This window comes from Streptomyces resistomycificus, from assembly GCF_001514265.1.
Taxonomy (GTDB): Bacteria; Actinomycetota; Actinomycetes; order Streptomycetales; family Streptomycetaceae; genus Streptomyces; species Streptomyces resistomycificus.
In genome coordinates this window covers 48,146-64,447 of the sequence record NZ_KQ949001.1, presented here as the reverse complement: position 1 = coordinate 64,447, position 16,302 = coordinate 48,146, and the positions used below count along the sequence as shown (strand labels likewise).

At 70.5% G+C, this 16,302-nt stretch carries 13 protein-coding genes; 2 read left to right on the top strand and 11 right to left on the bottom strand.

The genetic code is table 11. The features are described from left to right. Positions 1-11 precede the first annotated feature (11 nt). On the bottom strand, positions 12-269 hold the full coding sequence (locus AQJ84_RS33125; protein ID WP_030040312.1) for a hypothetical protein: 258 nt from the start codon (positions 267-269) through the stop codon (positions 12-14). Between the two features lie 186 nt (positions 270-455). Here AQJ84_RS33125 and AQJ84_RS33120 point away from each other — a divergent pair, with 186 nt between their 5' ends. After that, positions 456-2,018 (top strand): purple acid phosphatase family protein, encoded by a 1,563-nt coding sequence (locus tag AQJ84_RS33120; protein WP_198536309.1) that lies wholly within the window; start codon positions 456-458, stop codon positions 2,016-2,018. 65 nt (positions 2,019-2,083) lie between these two features. Here AQJ84_RS33120 and AQJ84_RS33115 read toward each other — a convergent pair whose 3' ends face one another. Further along, positions 2,084-2,965 (bottom strand): DUF4429 domain-containing protein, encoded by an 882-nt coding sequence (locus AQJ84_RS33115; RefSeq protein ID WP_053191204.1) that lies wholly within the window; start codon positions 2,963-2,965, stop codon positions 2,084-2,086. Positions 2,966-3,036: 71 nt separating this feature from the next. Here AQJ84_RS33115 and AQJ84_RS33110 point away from each other — a divergent pair, with 71 nt between their 5' ends. Further along, positions 3,037-4,626: a beta-N-acetylhexosaminidase gene (locus tag AQJ84_RS33110; RefSeq protein ID WP_030040310.1), complete on the top strand. Its 1,590-nt coding sequence runs from the start codon at positions 3,037-3,039 to the stop codon at positions 4,624-4,626. Positions 4,627-4,695: 69 nt separating this feature from the next. Here the strand turns inward: AQJ84_RS33110 and AQJ84_RS33105 are convergent, their stop codons facing one another. From AQJ84_RS33105 to AQJ84_RS33065, 9 genes are all read right to left on the bottom strand, one after another. Beyond that, positions 4,696-6,465, bottom strand: a complete 1,770-nt coding sequence (locus AQJ84_RS33105) for an IucA/IucC family protein (RefSeq protein ID WP_053191206.1) — start codon at positions 6,463-6,465, stop codon at positions 4,696-4,698. Beyond that, on the bottom strand, positions 6,462-6,989 hold the full coding sequence (locus tag AQJ84_RS33100; RefSeq protein ID WP_030040307.1) for a GNAT family N-acetyltransferase: 528 nt from the start codon (positions 6,987-6,989) through the stop codon (positions 6,462-6,464). Before AQJ84_RS33100 ends, AQJ84_RS33105 begins: the two co-directional genes overlap by 4 nt. After that, positions 6,986-8,269 carry a lysine N(6)-hydroxylase/L-ornithine N(5)-oxygenase family protein gene (locus tag AQJ84_RS33095; RefSeq protein WP_030040306.1) on the bottom strand — a complete coding sequence of 428 codons (1,284 nt, stop codon included), beginning with the start codon at positions 8,267-8,269 and terminating at the stop codon, positions 6,986-6,988. Before AQJ84_RS33095 ends, AQJ84_RS33100 begins: the two co-directional genes overlap by 4 nt. Further along, positions 8,253-9,695, bottom strand: coding sequence for a lysine decarboxylase DesA (gene desA, locus AQJ84_RS33090; protein WP_030040305.1), 1,443 nt, complete (start codon positions 9,693-9,695; stop codon positions 8,253-8,255). Before desA ends, AQJ84_RS33095 begins: the two co-directional genes overlap by 17 nt. 187 nt (positions 9,696-9,882) lie before the next feature. Continuing rightward, a complete protein-coding gene (locus tag AQJ84_RS33085) occupies positions 9,883-10,749 on the bottom strand; it encodes a siderophore-interacting protein (RefSeq protein ID WP_030040304.1) in 867 nt (288 codons plus the stop codon). 48 nt (positions 10,750-10,797) lie between these two features. Beyond that, the gene (locus AQJ84_RS33080) at positions 10,798-11,844 is read right to left on the bottom strand and encodes an ABC transporter substrate-binding protein (protein WP_030040303.1); all 1,047 of its coding nucleotides are present in this window, start codon (positions 11,842-11,844) and stop codon (positions 10,798-10,800) included. Positions 11,845-12,238: 394 nt separating this feature from the next. Continuing rightward, entirely contained in the window at positions 12,239-13,399 is a 1,161-nt protein-coding gene (locus tag AQJ84_RS33075) for an acyl-CoA dehydrogenase family protein (RefSeq protein ID WP_030040302.1), read from the bottom strand. Next, the gene (locus AQJ84_RS33070; protein ID WP_030040301.1) at positions 13,399-14,361 is read right to left on the bottom strand and encodes a hydroxymethylglutaryl-CoA lyase; all 963 of its coding nucleotides are present in this window, start codon (positions 14,359-14,361) and stop codon (positions 13,399-13,401) included. Before AQJ84_RS33070 ends, AQJ84_RS33075 begins: the two co-directional genes overlap by 1 nt. Next, positions 14,358-16,289: an acetyl/propionyl/methylcrotonyl-CoA carboxylase subunit alpha gene (locus AQJ84_RS33065; RefSeq protein WP_053191208.1), complete on the bottom strand. Its 1,932-nt coding sequence runs from the start codon at positions 16,287-16,289 to the stop codon at positions 14,358-14,360. The genes AQJ84_RS33070 and AQJ84_RS33065 overlap by 4 nt, the downstream gene beginning before the upstream one ends. Positions 16,290-16,302: the final 13 nt, after the last annotated feature.

The window sequence follows — 16,302 nt, the reverse complement described above, 5'->3', positions numbered from 1 at the left end:
ATACGTATTCCTCAGCCGTAGACGATGCGGCGCAGCTGCCGGAGCGTGAGCTCCGGCGGTGCCACCGCCCGGTATTTCAGATCCGCCTCGATCCGTTCGAAGATCTCCGCGTTCACCAGGCCCTGGGCCTGGAGTTCGCGGTGGCGGCGACGGACGTAGTCCTCGGTCGTCTCGTCGAAGTAGGCGAGCACGTCCTGGATCACCCGCAGTGCCTCGCCCCGGCTCAGGGGTGAGGACCGCGTCAGATGATCAACAAGTTCGTCGTGCACCCGGTAGATCCTGGGGTACCGGCGGCCGTTTCGCAAGAAAGCTGCCCGATATCGGGCAGGTGGCTGTGGTGAGTCCTTGGGCGAACATTGAATCTCTCATGAGTGCCTGTTCGTGCGCCGTCCATCCGGCGTCCCGGAACCCGTCGCCTGAGGGGACGAGTTTCAGACGCCATGGACATTCCTCGCATGGGAGTACCGCAGCGGCTCGCCGAGCGCATGAGCATGGCCGAGCAGCACGAGTACCTGCGCGCCAGATTCTCGCGGCGCACGATGATCAGGGGCGGCGCCGTCACACTGGGCGCCGTCGCGGGTGGCGCGTTCGTACCGGGCGCCACCGCACAGGCGGCCGTACCGACGCGGACCGCCCCTCGCACCGAGACCGTCGACGGCGCCCTCGTGGCCCCCTTCGGCCGTCACCTCGCCTTCGGCACCGACCCGCGCACCGAGATCACCGTCTCCTGGCAGGTCCCGGTCGCGGTGCGCAGGCCCTTCATCCGGATCGGCGCCCACCCCTGGGACCTGTCCCGCAGGATCGACGCCGAGGTGCGCACGCTGTACACCCCGGCCGGCGTCGGTGCCAGCGCCGACCACACGCAGTACTACGTGCACGCCAGGCTGACCCACCTCAAGCCCGGCAGGACCTACTACTACGGCGTCGGCCACCAGGGCTTCGACCCGGCCGAGCCGCATCTGCTCGGCACCCTGGGCACCTTCACCACCGCCCCCGCCCACAAGACGCCGTTCACCTTCACCGCCTTCGGCGACGAGGGCGTCGGCTACCACGGCCTCGCCAACAACAGCCTCCTGCTCGGCCAGAACCCGGCCTTCCACCTGCACGCCGGCGACATCGCCTACGCCGACCCCTCCGGCTCCGGCAAGACCTCCGACACCGGGTTCGACTCGCGGGTGTGGGACCAGTTCCTCGCGCAGACCGAGTCGGTCGCCAAGTCCGTCCCGTGGATGCCCGCCTACGGCAACCACGACATGGAGGCCTGGTACGCGCCGCACGGCTACGGCGGCGAGGAGGCCCGCTGGACGCTTCCCGACAACGGGCCCGACAAGCACAACCTGCCGGGCGTCTACTCCTTCGTCTACGGCAACACCGCCGTCATCTCGCTCGACGCCAACGACGTCTCCTTCGAGATCCCGGCCAACCTCGGCCTCTCGGGCGGCACCCAGACCAAGTGGCTGGAGGCCCAGCTCAAGAAGTACCGCGCCGCGAAGGACGTCGACTTCGTCGTCGTCTTCTTCCACCACTGCGCCTACTGCACCTCCACCTCGCACGCCTCGGAGGGCGGCGTGCGCCAGGAGTGGGTGCCGCTGTTCGAGAAGTACACCGTGGACCTGGTCATCAACGGCCACAACCACCAGTACGAGCGCACCGACGTCATCAAGGCGGGCGCGGTCACCAAGACGCTCCCGATCGGCGGCACGGCCTACCCCGAGACCGAGGGCGTGGTCTACGTGACGGCGGGCGCGGCGGGCCGCAGCCTGTACTCCTTCACCGCCCCGCTGTCGTACGAGGGCCACGTGAGCGACGTCGAGTCCGTCGCCTCGTTCGTCAACACCAAGGACGGCAGGCAGAACGAGACCGTCACCTGGTCGCGGGTGCGCTATCTCGACTACTCGTTCCTGCGGGTGGACGTCACCCCGGCCGCCAAGGGCCGTACCGCCACGCTGACGGTGCGGGGCATCGCCGAGACCGGCGAGCAGGTCGACCACTTCACGGTGGCGCGCAGGGCGAAGTAGGGCCCGGGTGTGCCCGGAAGGCAGGGCGCACCGATAGCGGGCGGGCGGTTCTCGGCCCCGGACGGTCACATCCGCTTGAGAACCGCCTGCTTGGCCAGGGTGAACTCCTCGTCGGTGAGCACGCCGGAGCGGTGCAGCTCGCCGAGCTCGCGCAGCCGTCGCAGCAGGGCGTCGTGGCCGTCCTCGGCGGTGGCCGCGGGCACGGCGAGCGCCTTGGCCTCCGGCGGCGATACGTCCCTGGCGGCGGCCGCCGGGTGCGGGAGCCGGGCCTGGACGGCCGCCGCGACCAGGGCCATCAGCGGGTCCTTCTTGAAGCCCCACAGTTCCACGGCGTTGGGGTCGTACTTGGGCGGGACCTTGGTCGGCGCGTTCTTCACGGTGAAGCGCAGACAGCCGTTCTCCAGGCCGGCCGCCGGGTGCCACTCCACGGCGGTGAGGTCGGTGAGGGCGAGCGTCCGGGTGCCGGCGGCGGCCTTGGCGTCCTCGGTCTTCCAGTTCCACTCCAGTCGGACCATCTCGCCGTCGAAGCTCGCGGTGCCGTCGCCCGCCGCGACGGACAGCGGCACGGCCGGGCCCGGCAGCAGATAGCTGTCGACCGGGTCGGCCGGGACCCGGTCCAGGAGCAGCGCGTTGCGGACCTCGTCGACGAAGTACTCGGCGACGCCGTAGCGGTCGGAGTCCACGATCAGCTGGTACGGGTCGTGCGGCTCGGCGAGCCGGCCGCCCGTCGCGTGCAGCAGTGGGTCGGAGCCGTCCCGCAGGCGCAGCCGCAGACGGCCGCTCTTCTTGCCCTGTTCGAACGAGATGCCCGCCAACGCGCCCAGCGGGACGACGAGTTCACCGAGTGTCCTGCGGAGCAGTCCGACGTTCTTGTCCCGTCCCGGGGTCAGCCGCAGGGCGTCGCCGTCGAAGACCCAAGTGCCGTCCTTCTGGAGGATTTCCGCCATGAGGGGATTGTTTCACTGGTTCTGCGGGAGAGTTGGTCCATACCAGTCCGGGCTCCAGGAAGGGACCGTCCGTGAGACAGCACCACAGATCGACCCGCCTCCTCGGTTCGCTGCTGCTCGTCGCGGCGGCGGGCGTCCTCGGCGTCGGCGCGGCACCGCCCGCCGCCGCACGGCACGCGACCCCGCTCGACCGGATCGTCCCGGCCCCCGCGTCGGTCACCCCCGGCGGATCGCCGTACCGCCTCACCCGCGACACGCACATCCGCGTCGACGACTCGCGCGAGGCCCGCCGTGTCGGCGCCTACCTGGCGGACGTCCTGCGCCCGTCGACCGGCTACCGCCTGCCCGTCACCACGCACGGCAGGGGCGGCATCCGACTGCGGCTGGCGAAAGGGCCGTTCGGGGCCGAGGGGTACCGTCTCGACAGCGACGGCAGGGGCGTCACCATCACCGCCGCCGCACCCGCCGGGCTCTTCCACGGCGTCCAGACGCTGCGCCAGCTCCTCCCGGCGGCCGTCGAGAAGGACACCGTCCAGCCCGGCCCGTGGCTGGTCGCGGGCGGCACGATCAGGGACACCCCGCGCTACGGCTGGCGCGGCGCGATGCTCGACGTCTCCCGGCACTTCCTCACCGTCGACCAGGTCAAGCGCTACATCGACCAGTTGGCCCTCTACAAGCTCAACAAGCTGCATCTGCACCTCAGCGACGACCAGGGCTGGCGCATCGCCGTCGACGCCTGGCCGCGCCTGGCCACCCACGGCGGCTCCACCCAGGTCGGCGGCGGCCCGGGCGGCCACTACACCAAGGCCGACTACCAGGAGATCGTCCGCCACGCGGCCTCGCGCCATCTGGAGGTCGTCCCTGAGCTGGACATGCCGGGCCACACGAACGCCGCGCTGTCCTCCTACGCCGCACTCAACTGCGACGGCGTCGCACCCCCGCTCTACACCGGCACCGAGGTCGGCTTCAGCTCGCTGTGCGTGAACAAGGAGATCACCTACGACTTCGTGGACGACGTCGTGCGCGAGCTCGCCGCGCTCACCCCGGGCCGCTACCTCCACATCGGCGGCGACGAGGCGCACTCCACCAGCCACGAGGACTACGTCACGTTCATGGACCGGGTGCAGCCGATCGTCGCCGAGTACGGCAAGACGGTCGTCGGCTGGCACCAGTTGACCGGCGCGACCCCGGCCAAGGGGGCCCTCGCCCAGTACTGGGGGCTCGACTCCACCGGCGCGGCCGAGAAGGCGCAGGTCGCCGAGGCCGCACAGAACGGCACCGGGCTCATCCTGTCGCCCGCCGACCGGATCTACCTCGACATGAAGTACGACGCGAACACCCCGCTGGGGCTGTCCTGGGCGGGCTACGTCGACGTGCGGCGGTCCTACGACTGGGATCCCGGCGCCTACCTCCCGGGAGCGCCCCCCGAGGCCGTGCGGGGTGTCGAGGCGCCGCTGTGGACGGAGACCATCGAGAACTCCGCCCACGTCGAGTACATGGCCTTCCCGCGCCTCGCGGGCGCCGCCGAGCTCGGCTGGTCACCGGCGGCCACGCACGGCTGGGACGGCTACAGGGTGCGGCTCGCGGCACAGGGACCACGCTGGGACGCGCTGGGGATCGGCTACCACCGGGCGCCGGAAGTCCCCTGGCCCGCACGGTAGTCCGAGAACACTGACGGGCACCCCGAAGGACCGTACTCCGGGGTGCCCGTCGGCCTGCGGGGGCGGTGGCTACAGGCCCGCGATCGGGTTCTCCAGGTTGCCGATCAGCTGGAGTGCGCCGGCCGGGTCCGCGAGGTCGACCATCTGCCGGTTGTTGCGCAGCTGGAGTCGGTTGAGGCAGGACAACGCGAACTCGGGGGCGAACATGTCGTACTGCTTGAACTTGTCGGCGAGTTCGGGCACGGAGTGCTGGTAGTCGCGGGTGACCTCGGCGACCGTGCGCCAGAAGTCGTCCTCCTCCAGGATCCCCTCCTCGGCGAGGTTGGCCGCGAGGAAGCGGAAGAAGCAGTCGAAGACGTCCGTGAAGATCGACAGCAGCTTCTTGTCGTCGGGGACCTCCACGCGCAGCCGCTCGACCGTCGGCGGCAGTACCGCCTCCGGGTCCATCACGGCGATCTCCTCGGCGATGTCCTTGTAGATCGCGCGCTGGACCACGCCGTCCTTCAGGACCAGGATGACGTTCTCGCCGTGCGGCATGAACACCAGGTCGTAGGCGTAGAAGCTGTGCAGCAGCGGGGTGAGGTACGCCGTCAGGTAGCGGCGCAGCCACTCCGTGGGGGTGAGCCCGGACTGCTGGATCAGCGCGCCCGCGAAGGAGGCGCCCTCGTGGTCCACGTGGACCAGGGAGGCCATGGTCGCCAGGGACTCGCCGTCCCGGAGGGAGGAGACCGGGCTCTCCCGCCAGAGCGCGGCGAGCATCTTGCGGTAGGGCGAGTAGCGGTCGGTCGCCGCCTCGTACTCCAGGTGCCGGTAGCCGACTGCGGCCCGCTCCCGGATGATCGTCAGGCCCGTCGACCTCAGGACCGGGTCGCCCTCGATGAGCTGGGCCAGCCAGTCGTTGATCGCGGGGGTCGCCTCCATGTACGCGGCCGACAGACCGCGCATGAAGCCCATGTTGAGGACGGACAGGGCCGTCTTCACGTAGTGCTTCTCGGGGTGCGAGCTGTTGAAGAAGGTCCGGATGGACTGCTGGGCCAGGTACTCGTCGTCGCCCTCGCCCAGGCAGACGAGGTGACCGCGGGCGACCTCGGCGGCGAAGGTGACGGCGAGCTTGTTCCACCACTGCCAGGGGTGCACGGGGATGAGCAGGTAGTCGGCGGGGTCCAGGCCCCGGTCGGTGAGCTGCTTGTCGAAACGCTCGACCGTCGGCGCGCCCAGTTCGTCCCGGACGAAGGACTCGTACTCGATGCCGACACCCGCGGTGAACGCCGCCCGCGAGCGGTGCGCGGCCAGCCACACCAGGCGGACCGGGCTCGCGGTCTCGGGGGCGTACGCCAGGTACTCGTGGATGCCGAAGCCGAGCCGTCCGTTGTTGGCGACGAAGCAGGGGTGGCCCTCGGTCATGCCGGTCTCGATCGCCTGGAAGCCGCTCCTGGCGAGCTCGGCGACCGGGGTCTGCGGCTTGGTGAGCTTGTAGCAGGTGCCGGAGAGGGTGGAGGAGATCTCCTCCAGGTAGACCGGCAGGATCTCCTCGCTCAGGCCCAGCGTCTTCCGCAGCTCGATGAAGAAGTCCAGGGCGGCGAGGGGGACTTCCCTGCCGTCCCGGGTGCGCGTGATCGAGTCGGCGTCCACCTGCCAGTGGTCGAGGGCGCGGCGGGTGGCGGTGAAGCGGTAGCCGCCCAGGCCGTCGTCGCTGCGGACGACGTACTCGTCACCGTCCTTCTCGGGCGCGAGCAGGCGCTCGTGCGCGAACTCGGCCAGCGCCTTGCGGATCAGCTGGCGGTTGGCCTTCTCCCAGCGCTCGGGGGAGAGGTGGGCCACGGCGTCGGCGAGGGTCATGCCGCCACCCCCGCCGCGAGGAACTGTTCCCGGGTGCAGAAGCTCAGCAACGCCTTCTTCTCCGGCTTCTGTATCTCGCGCTCGGGCACGAACCCGACCACTGCGTTCAGGGCGTGGACGGCCTTGTTGGACACGTCCGGTTCGACGACGACGCGTGCCACCGCCGGGTCCTCGAAGAGGTGGGCCATCACGGCCGTGATGACCGAGCGGGTGAACCCGTGCACGGGCCGGTCGGTCGCGGGGGTCAGGAAGTGCATGCCGACGTCACCGGGCCGCGGCTCGTAGAGGCCGACCAGCTCGCGGTGGGCGGGGTCGTACCTCTCCATCAGGAAGGCGGGGACGCCGTCGCTGAGGCCGAGCAGGGCGTGGTGGTGCTCGTCGGCGGCGATCTCCATGTAGGCGCGCTCGACGTCCTCCAGTCTGGCGTCCTGCATCATCCAGTAGGCCGCCTTGGGGTGGGTGACCCAGGAGTGCAGCAGCTCGGCGTCCTTCAGGGGGTCGAGGGGGCGGAAGGTGAAGGTCATACGGAGAACTCCTGGAACGCGATGGTCTTCTCGACCGGGTAGTACTCGGTGCCGAGCAGCTCGCGGATGATCGAGCTGTTGCGGTAGGCGCCCATGCCCAGGTCCGGGGACGTGATGCTGTGGGTGTGCACGCCGGCGTTCTGCAGGAAGACGCCCCGGCCCGTGGTGTCGATCGAGTAGTTGCGGGCGACGTCGAAGTTGCCCTGTGAGTCGTAGCGCAGCCGGCTCCTGACGGGCCGCAGGAACTCCGGCTCGGCGTACCTGTAGCCGGTGGCCAGGACCAGGCCCTGCGACTCGATCTCGTAGTCCTTGCCCTGCTCCTCCTGGCGGAAGGACAGGGTGTAGGTGCCGTTCTCGTACCGCGCGCCGTTCAGCGCGGAGTTGGTGAGCAGCCGCGTGGGCACCGGACCGCCGAGGTTCTTCTGGTAGAGCAGGTCGAAGATCTCGTTGATCAGATCGCCGTCGATGCCCTTGAACAGGCCCTTCTGTTCGGCGGTGAGACGGTAGCGCGTCGGCTCGGGCAGCTCGCGGAAGTAGTCGATGTACTCGGGCGAGGTCATCTCCAGCGTGAGCTTGGTGTACTCCAGCGGGAAGAAGCGCGGGGAGCGGGTGACCCAGTTCAGCCGGTAGCCGTGGACGTCGATCTCGCTGAGCAGGTCGTAGTAGATCTCCGCGGCGGACTGGCCGGACCCGACGAGGGTGATCGACTCCTTCTTCTGCAGCTCCGCCTTGTGCTGCACGTAGCGGGAGTTGTGCAGGAAGTCGCCGTCCAGGCCCTGGCAGGCCTCGGGGACGTACGGAGGCGTGCCCGTGCCGAGGACGAGGTGGCGGGCGCGGAACTCCTCGCCGGCCGTGGTGCGCACGACGTAGAGCTCGGCACCCTCGTCGTACCCGACCTCCGCGACCGTCGTGGAGAAGCGGACGCCGCTGAGTTTGTTCGCGGCCCAGCGGCAGTAGTCGTCGTACTCGACCCGCAGCGGGTAGAAGTTCTCCCGGATGTAGAACGAGTACAGCCGGCCCTTCTCCTTCAGGTAGTTGAGGAAGGAGTACGGCGAGGTCGGGTCGGCGAGGGTGACCAGGTCCGACATGAACGGGGTCTGGAGGTGGGCGCCCTCCAGGAACATGCCGGCGTGCCACTCGAAGTCGGGCTTCGACTCCAGGAAGACGCCGTCGAGTTCGTCGATCGGCTCGGTGAGACAGGCGAGGCCCAGGTTGAACGGGCCGAGCCCGATCCCCACGAAGTCGTAGGTCTTTTTCGTGGTGTCAGGAAGCGCGGTCAAGGGACTCTCCCAGGTACTGCTCGGCGTGGCCGGCGATCAGGTCGAGTACGACGGACATGTCCTCGACCGTCGTCTCGGGATTGAGCAGGGTGAACTTCAGGTAGTGACGGCCGCCCACCTTGGTGCCCGCGACCACGGCGTCACCGGAGGCGAACAGGGCCTTACGGGCGTACAGGTTGGCGCGGTCGATCTCGGCCGGGTCGGTGACGGCGGCCGGGATGTAGCGGAAGACGAGGGTGGAGAGCGTGGGCTCGACGACCACGTCGAAGCGCGGGTCGGCGGCGAGCAGCTGCCAGCCCTCGACGGCGAGGTCGCAGACCTCGTCGAAGAGCTGGCCGATGCCGTCGGCGCCCATCACCCGCAGGGTCATCCACAGCTTGAGGGCGTCGAAGCGGCGCGTGGTCTGCAGGGACTTGTCCACCTGGTTGGGGATACGTTCCTGCACCATGCGGCGCGGGTTGAGGTACTCCGCGTGGTAGGTGGCGTGCCGCAGCGTGGCCGCGTCCTTGACCAGCACGGCGGAGGAACTCACCGGCTGGAAGAAGGACTTGTGGTAGTCGACGGTGACCGAGTCGGCGCGCTCGATGCCGTCGATCCGCCCGCGGTACTTCACCGAGGCGAGCAGTCCGCAGCCGTAGGCGGCGTCGACGTGCATCCACACGCCGTACTGGGAGCACAGCTCGGCGATCTCGGGCAGCGGGTCGATGGAGCCGAAGTCGGTGGTGCCGGCGGTGGCGACGACGGCCATCGGGACGAGGCCGTCCTGCTCGCAGCGCTCCAGCTCGTGGGCGAGCGCGACAGTCTGCATGCGCTTGTCGTGGCCGACGGGGATCGACACGACGGCGTCCTGGCTCAGGCCCAGCAGTTTCGCGGACTTCTTCACGCTGAAGTGGCTGACCTCGGAGGCGAAGACGCGCAGCCGGCCGAAGTCGTCGGTCTTCGCCTCCTCGCGGGCCAGGAGCAGCGCCTGGAGGTTGGACTGGGTGCCGCCGGAGGTGAACACGCCGTCGGCGTTCTCGCCGAGGCCGATGCGGGCGGTGGTCCAGTCGATCAGTTTCCGCTCGATGAGCGTGCCGCCCGCCGACTGGTCCCAGGTGTCCAGGGAGGAGTTGACGGCGGAGAGGATCGCCTCGCCGAGCACGGCCGGGATGACGACCGGGCAGTTGAGGTGGGCGAGGTAGCGGGGGTGGTGGAAGTACACCGCGTCCCGGAGGTACACGTCCTCCAGCTCGTCGAGGACCGCGGCCGTGTCGAGCAGCGGCTTGTCGAGGTCGATCTCGTCGATGCGGGGGGCCAGGGCGTCGACGGTGACGCCGGTGAACGGACGGGAGGTGGTGGCGAGTTTGGCCGCCACCCGCTCTATTCCTTCGGTCACGGAGCGGCGGTAGTGCTCCGCGGTCGTGTCGTTGAGCAGGTGCGAGCGCATGTGCGGGTCCTCCGGTGGGGACAGTCCGTGGGGCGGGGGAGCGGGGCGGAGCCTCGGCTTCAACTTAGGTTAGCCTAACCTAAATAACTTTGGCGACGTCTCGCATCGTCCGTGACTGCTGTCACTCTGAACGGCGGCCTGTCGTGGGCGAGTTGGCGGTCGCCGGGGCGATGTCCCGGCTGTGCGGCTACTCCTGCTCGCGCAGTTCTTCCTCGGTCAGGCCGTAGCGCCAATAGCCGACGAAGGTGACTCTGCGGCGGTCGAACCCGCGCTCGCGCACGAAGTGCCGGCGCAGCTCCTTCACGCAACCGGACTCGCCCGCGATCCAGACGTACGGGTGCTCGGCGGCCGGGAGCCCGGCGTCGCGCAGCGGGCTGAGGGCCATGGGACCCTTCCTGGCGCCCTTCTCGTCACGGATCAGCCAGGTCATCTCGGTGTCCGCCTCCGTCGTCACGTCCTGGACGTCACCGGCGTGCGGGACCTCCAGCCAGACCCGGGCACGGGTGCCGGCCGGCAGCGACTCGACGATGGCACAGGCGGCCGGGACCGCGGTCTCGTCGCCCCAGATCACCACGAGGTCGGTGTCCTGCGGCGGCCGGAAGCGGATCGCCCTGTTGTCCGCGACCGCCGGGCCCAGCAGCAGGACCCGGTCGCCGGCCGTGGCCCGCGAGGCCCAGGTGGAGGCGGGTCCGGCGGGGACCGCCGCGCCGGGCTCCAGGCCGTGCAGGGCGAAGTCGACGTCGATCTCGGCGGTGTGCCCGGCCGCGTCGCGCCGCAGGGAGCGGAGCGTGTACGAGCGCATCACCGCCCGTACGTCGTCCGGGAGTTCGCGCCAGGCCTGCCACCACCCGTCACCGAGCTCGACGGGCACCTGGGGCTCGGACTGGCCGGGGTGCGGCAGGAACAGCGACAGGGACTGGTCCTGTCCGTCGGAGTGGAAGTCCCTGAGGTCGGGGCCTTCGAAGGTGACCCGGACCAGAGACGGGCCGAGCCGCCTCGTCCGTACGACCTGGAGGGAGAAGAAACGGAACGGGGCGGCCACGGCGGCAGTCACTCTTGTCTCCTGAGAGTCAGGAAGATGTCGGGTGGACAGGTGCGGGGGTCAGCTGACCTTCTTCGCCTTCTCCAGGGCCTCGGCGAGGCTGGTGAGCAGCGGGGTGCACTTGTCGTAGGACAGGATCGGCTCCGCGGAGCGCGCGATGACCTGACCGGCCTTGACCGCGGGCAGCTTCTTCCAGGTCGCCTCGGCGATGTCGGCGGGCTGGATGGCCGAGGAGCGGTCGTCCATCATGATGATGTCGGCCTTGTACTTGTCGACGTTCTCCCAGCTCAGCGACTCGAACCAGCCGCCGCCCTGCTTCTTGGCGCTCTCCGGCGGCTCGACGAAGTTCACGCCGAGGGCCTTGAAGTACTCGAGGTCGATGGAGAGGTTGGTGCCGGAGACGTAGAACAGCTCCTGGCTCGCCGAACCGGCCAGCACCTTGATCTCGGGCTTGGCCTTGGCGGCCGCGCGCAGCCGGGTGGCCGCCTCCTCGAAGGCCTTCTTCGCGTCCGTCACCTTGGTGGCCGTCATGTCGGCGCCCAGGGACTCGGCCAGCTCCCACATGCGCTCCAGCGGCGCGGTGAGCTGACGGTCGTAGACGGAGATGCCGACGCTCGGGGCGAGCTTGGCGATCTTGTCCTTGGACGCCTCGGGGACGTACCAGAGGGTGCCGGCGTCGTCGAACATCGTGGAGATCAGGACGTCGGGGGCGAGGGCCGCGTACTTCTCGACGTTGAACTGGTCCCACACGTTGCCGAGGACGGTGACCTTGCTGATGTCCATGTCGCCGGCCTGGACGTCGGCCTTGCCGTCGGCGGTCTTGGTCGGGCCGAACACGCCCTTGACCGAGATGCCGTAGTCGTACAGGGCCGCGGCGACACCGGTGAAGGCGACGATGTTCGCGGGACTCTTGTCCAGCTTCACGGTGGTGCCGCGGTCGTCCTTGAAGGTCCAGGGGCCGGAGGCCTTCGCGGAGGCGGTCGAGTCCGAGCCGCTGCTCTCCGAGTCGCTGTCGCCGCACCCGGCCAGGAAGGCGCCGAGGCCGAGAGCGCCGCCGGTGGCGAGGATGCCACGGCGGGAGAAGGTGGCGGTTCTGGCGTTCGACATGGGATGGGTCTGCTTTCGTGCGTACGGGGCCACTGGGGGGTCCGCGCCTGCGGGTGGCTGGAATCAGGCTTAGGTTAGCCTAACCTTCTGTCTTGTCCAGGGGTGCCCTGGTACCTGTGCCCCAGCCGTGAACGGGCGATGCCCGCGGGTGCGGTGATCCGAATCACAGACACCGACGCGGGCGGAACGGCGCCTGGAGTACGGCGCCGGTGAACTCCCCGACAGAGCGCGGCCCTTCAGCCCGCCGTCCTCGGACGCACCGGCCGCGAACCCGCCGACGACGGCAGGCCGCTCCGGGCGCTGCCTGAGGGGCGTCACGGGGCGTGGGCGTCACCGGTGCCGGCCAGGGGTGCCGGCGGGAGTGCTCGGCGCGTGACGCCCTCGCGGCCGCGGGTCAGCCGGTCAGGCCCAACTCCCTGGCGATCAGCATGCGCTGGACCTCGCTCGTGCCCTCGCCGATCTCCAGGATCTTGGAGTCGCGCCACATCCGGGCCACCGGATACTCGTTCATGAAGCCGTAGCCGCCGTGGATCTGGGTGGCGTCGCGGGCGTTGTCCACCGCGATCGTCGAGGAGTACAGCTTCGCCAGGGCCGCCTCCTTCTTGAAGGGGTCGCCCGACACCAGCCGGGACGCCGCGTCACGCCAGGCCAGGCGGGCGGTGTGCGCCTTCATCTCCATGTCGGCGACCTTGAACTGGATGGCCTGGTTGGCGCCGATGGGCCGGCCGAAGGCGTGGCGTTCCTTCGCGTACTTCACCGACTCGTCGACACAGCCCTGCGCGAGGCCCGTCGCCAGCGCGGCGATGGCGATCCGGCCCTCGTCGAGGATGCGCAGGAACTGGGCGTAGCCCCGGCCCTCCTCGCCCAGCAGGTTCGCCGCCGGGACCCGGACGTCGGAGAAGGCCAACTCGCGGGTGTCCGAGGCGTTCCAGCCGACCTTCGAGTACGGCGCCGCGACCGTGAAGCCGGGCGTGCCCGACGGGACGATGATCGCCGAGATCAGCGGTTTGCCGTCCGGCTTGCGCCCCGTCACCGCCGTGACCGTGACCAGGCCCGTGACGTCGGTGCCGGAGTTGGTGATGAAGCACTTGGTGCCGTTGATCACCCACTCGTCCGTCTCCGGGTCGAGCCGCGCCGTGGTGCGCGTGGCCCCCGCGTCCGAGCCGCCGTCCGGCTCCGTGAGGCCGAACGCGCCCAGGATCTCGCCGGAACACAGCCGGGGCAGCCACTCCCGCTTCTGCGCCTCCGTGCCGAACAGATGGAGGGGCATCGCGCCCAGCGAGACTCCCGCCTCCAGGGTGATCGCCACCGACGAGTCGACGCGTGCGAGCTCCTCCAACGCGATGCCCAGGGCGAGATAGTCGCCGCCCATACCGCCGTACTCCTCCGGGAACGGCAGCCCGAACAGGCCCATCCGGCCCATCTCGCGGACGATCTCGTACGGGAACTCGTGCCGCTCGTAGAAGTCGCCGATCTTGGGGGCGACGACGTCGTGGGCGAACTCCTCGACCGTACGGCGGAGTTCCTCCAGCTCTGGGGAGAGACGGTGGTCCATCACTGCTCCTTGGGGTCGGCCGGCGCGTCCTCGTGGGACAGGGCACGGACGGTGCGGGACGGGCTGGGTCGGCCCAGGTGGCCGGCCATCCACGCGCTGGTGGCGACGAGGCGGCCGAGGTCTACGCCGGTGTCGATGCCGAGCCCCCGCAGCATCCACACGAGGTCTTCGGTGGCGAGGTTGCCGGTCGCGGACTTCGCGTACGGGCAGCCGCCGAGGCCGCCCGCCGAGGCGTCGACGGTGCTCACGCCGTACTGGAGCGCCGCGAGGGTGTTGGCGAGGGCCTGGCCGTACGTGTCGTGGAAGTGCACGCCCAGCACGTCGGTGGGCACCCGCTCCGCGGTGAGCGCGGTGAGCAGCGCGAGGACATGGCCCGGCGTCGCCACCCCGATCGTGTCGCCCAGGCTCAACTCGTCGCAGCCCATGTCGATCAGGGCCCGGCAGACCCTCACGACCTGGGGGACCGGGACCGCGCCCTCCCACGGGTCGCCGAAGCACATCGACAGGTAACCGCGCACATGGACGTCCGCCGCCTTCGCCCTCGCCACCACCGGCTCCAACATCGCCAGCGCCTCGTCGACCGTGCGGTTGAGGTTGGCCCTGGCGAAGGACTCGGTGGCGCTGGCGAAGACGGCGACGCGGCGGGCGCCGAGCGCGAGCGCCCGGTCCAGCCCGCGCTCGTTCGGCACGAGCACCGGCAGCGCCACGGGAAGATCGCCGACGAGCGGGAACAGCTGCTCGGCGTCGGCCAGTTGGGGCACCCACTTCGGGTGGACGAAGCTGGTGGCCTCGATGGTCGTCAGACCCGCGCCGGCAAGCCGGCGCACGAACTCCGCCTTGACCTCCGTCGGGACGGTGCCCTTCTCGTTCTGCAGTCCGTCGCGCGCGCCGACCTCGTGGATCCGGACGCGGTCGGGCAGGCCGGGGAGCGGGACGACCATGGGCAGTGCGGACGCGGTCATGGCTGCGCCTCCTCGTGGGGTTCGACGACCGCGAGGACCTGGTCCATGGCGACCGTCGACCCCGGTGCCACGTCCAGCTCGGCGACCGTGCCGGCGTGCGGGGCGGAGATGACGTGCTCCATCTTCATCGCCTCGACGACCAGCAGGCTCTGCCCGGCGGCGACCTCGTCGCCGACGGCGACCTTCACGACGGTGACCGTGCCCGGCATGGGTGCGGTCAGGGAGTCGGCACCGGCGTGCCCGGACCCGGTGAGCGAGGCGGCGACCGGGTCGTGGTCGCGCACGTGCCAGGCGTCGCCGTCACGGCCGAGCCAGTCGCCGGCGCGGTGGAAGGTGTGCCGGACACCGTCGAGGGTGACGGCGACCCGGTCGTCGGTGACGGTGTGGGTGCCCTGCGGCACCCACTCGACGGGATCCTGGATCCGCAGGGGGAAGCCCACCGGCCGCGAAGTGCCCCCGAGACGCCAGCCGTTCGGCACCGAGAAGGGGTCCACCCAGCCCTCGGCACGAGGCCTGAGACCCTCCAGCCGCACGGCCGCCGCCGCCTCGTACACCTCGTCCGGTACGTCCGTGGGGACCAGCCCCTCCGCCTCCCGCTCGACCAGCCCGGTGTCCAGCTCGCCCGCCACGACCGCCGGATGCGCGAGCAGCCGCCGCAGGAATCCGGCGTTGGTCTGCACGCCCAGGGTGACCGTCTCCGCGAGGGCCGCGCGGAGCTTTCGCAGCGCGGTGGCGCGGTCCGGGCCGTAGGCGATCACCTTGGACAGCATCGGGTCGTACAGGCTGCCGACCTCGGTGCCCTCGCTCAGTCCGGAGTCGGTGCGCACCCCCTCGCCCTGCGGCTCCCGCAGCCTCAGCACGGTGCCGCCGGAGGGCAGGAACCCGCGCGCCGGGTCCTCGGCGCAGACCCGGGCCTCGACGGCGTGCCCGGTGAGCTCGACGTCCGCCTGCCCGAAGCCCAGCGGCTCGCCCGCCGCCACCCGCAGCTGCCACTCCACCAGGTCGACGCCGGTGACCAGTTCGGTGACCGGGTGCTCCACCTGGAGACGGGTGTTCATCTCCATGAAGAAGTACGACGACGGATCGTGGCCGGGGACGATGAACTCCACCGTGCCCGCCCCCGCGTACCCGCAGGAACGCGCCGCCTGGACCGCCGCCTCACCCATCGCCGCCCGGGTCTGTTCGTCGAGGAGCACACTGGGCGCCTCCTCGATGATCTTCTGGTGGCGGCGCTGGAGGGAGCACTCGCGCTCGCCCAGGTGGACCACCTGCCCGTGGCCGTCCGCCAGGACCTGGATCTCGATGTGCCGGGGCCGGTCGATCCACCGCTCGACGAGCAGCGTGTCGTCACCGAAGGAGGCGCGGGCCTCGCGGCGCGCGGCGGCGATCTCGTCGGCCAGCACGGCCGCGTCCCGCACCAGCCGCATGCCCTTGCCGCCCCCGCCGGCGCTCGGCTTCAGCAGCACCGGCACACCGATCTCCCGGGCCGCGTCGGCGAGCTGGGCGTCCGTCAGCCCGCTGCCGCTCGAACCCGGCACCACCGGCACGCCCGCCGCCCGCACCGTCTCCTTGGCGCGGATCTTGTCGCCCATCAGCGCGATCGCCTCGGCCGGCGGCCCGATGAAGACGAGCCCGGCGTCGGCGCACGCGCGCGCGAAGCCGGCGTTCTCCGCGAGGAAGCCGTACCCGGGGTGGACGGCCTGGGCGCCGGTTCGGGCGGCCGCCGCCAGCAGCCGCTCGACGGACAGATAGCTCTCGGCGGCCGGCGCCGGACCGATCCGTACGGCCGTGTCGGCCTCCCGGACGTGCCGCGCGTCGGCGTCGGCGTCGGAGAACACGGCCACCGAGCGCACGCCCAGCGCCCGCAGCGTGCGGATGACGCGGACGGCGATCTCGCCCCGGTTGGCCACGAGGACTGTGTCGAACATCGTCTGGGTGCCC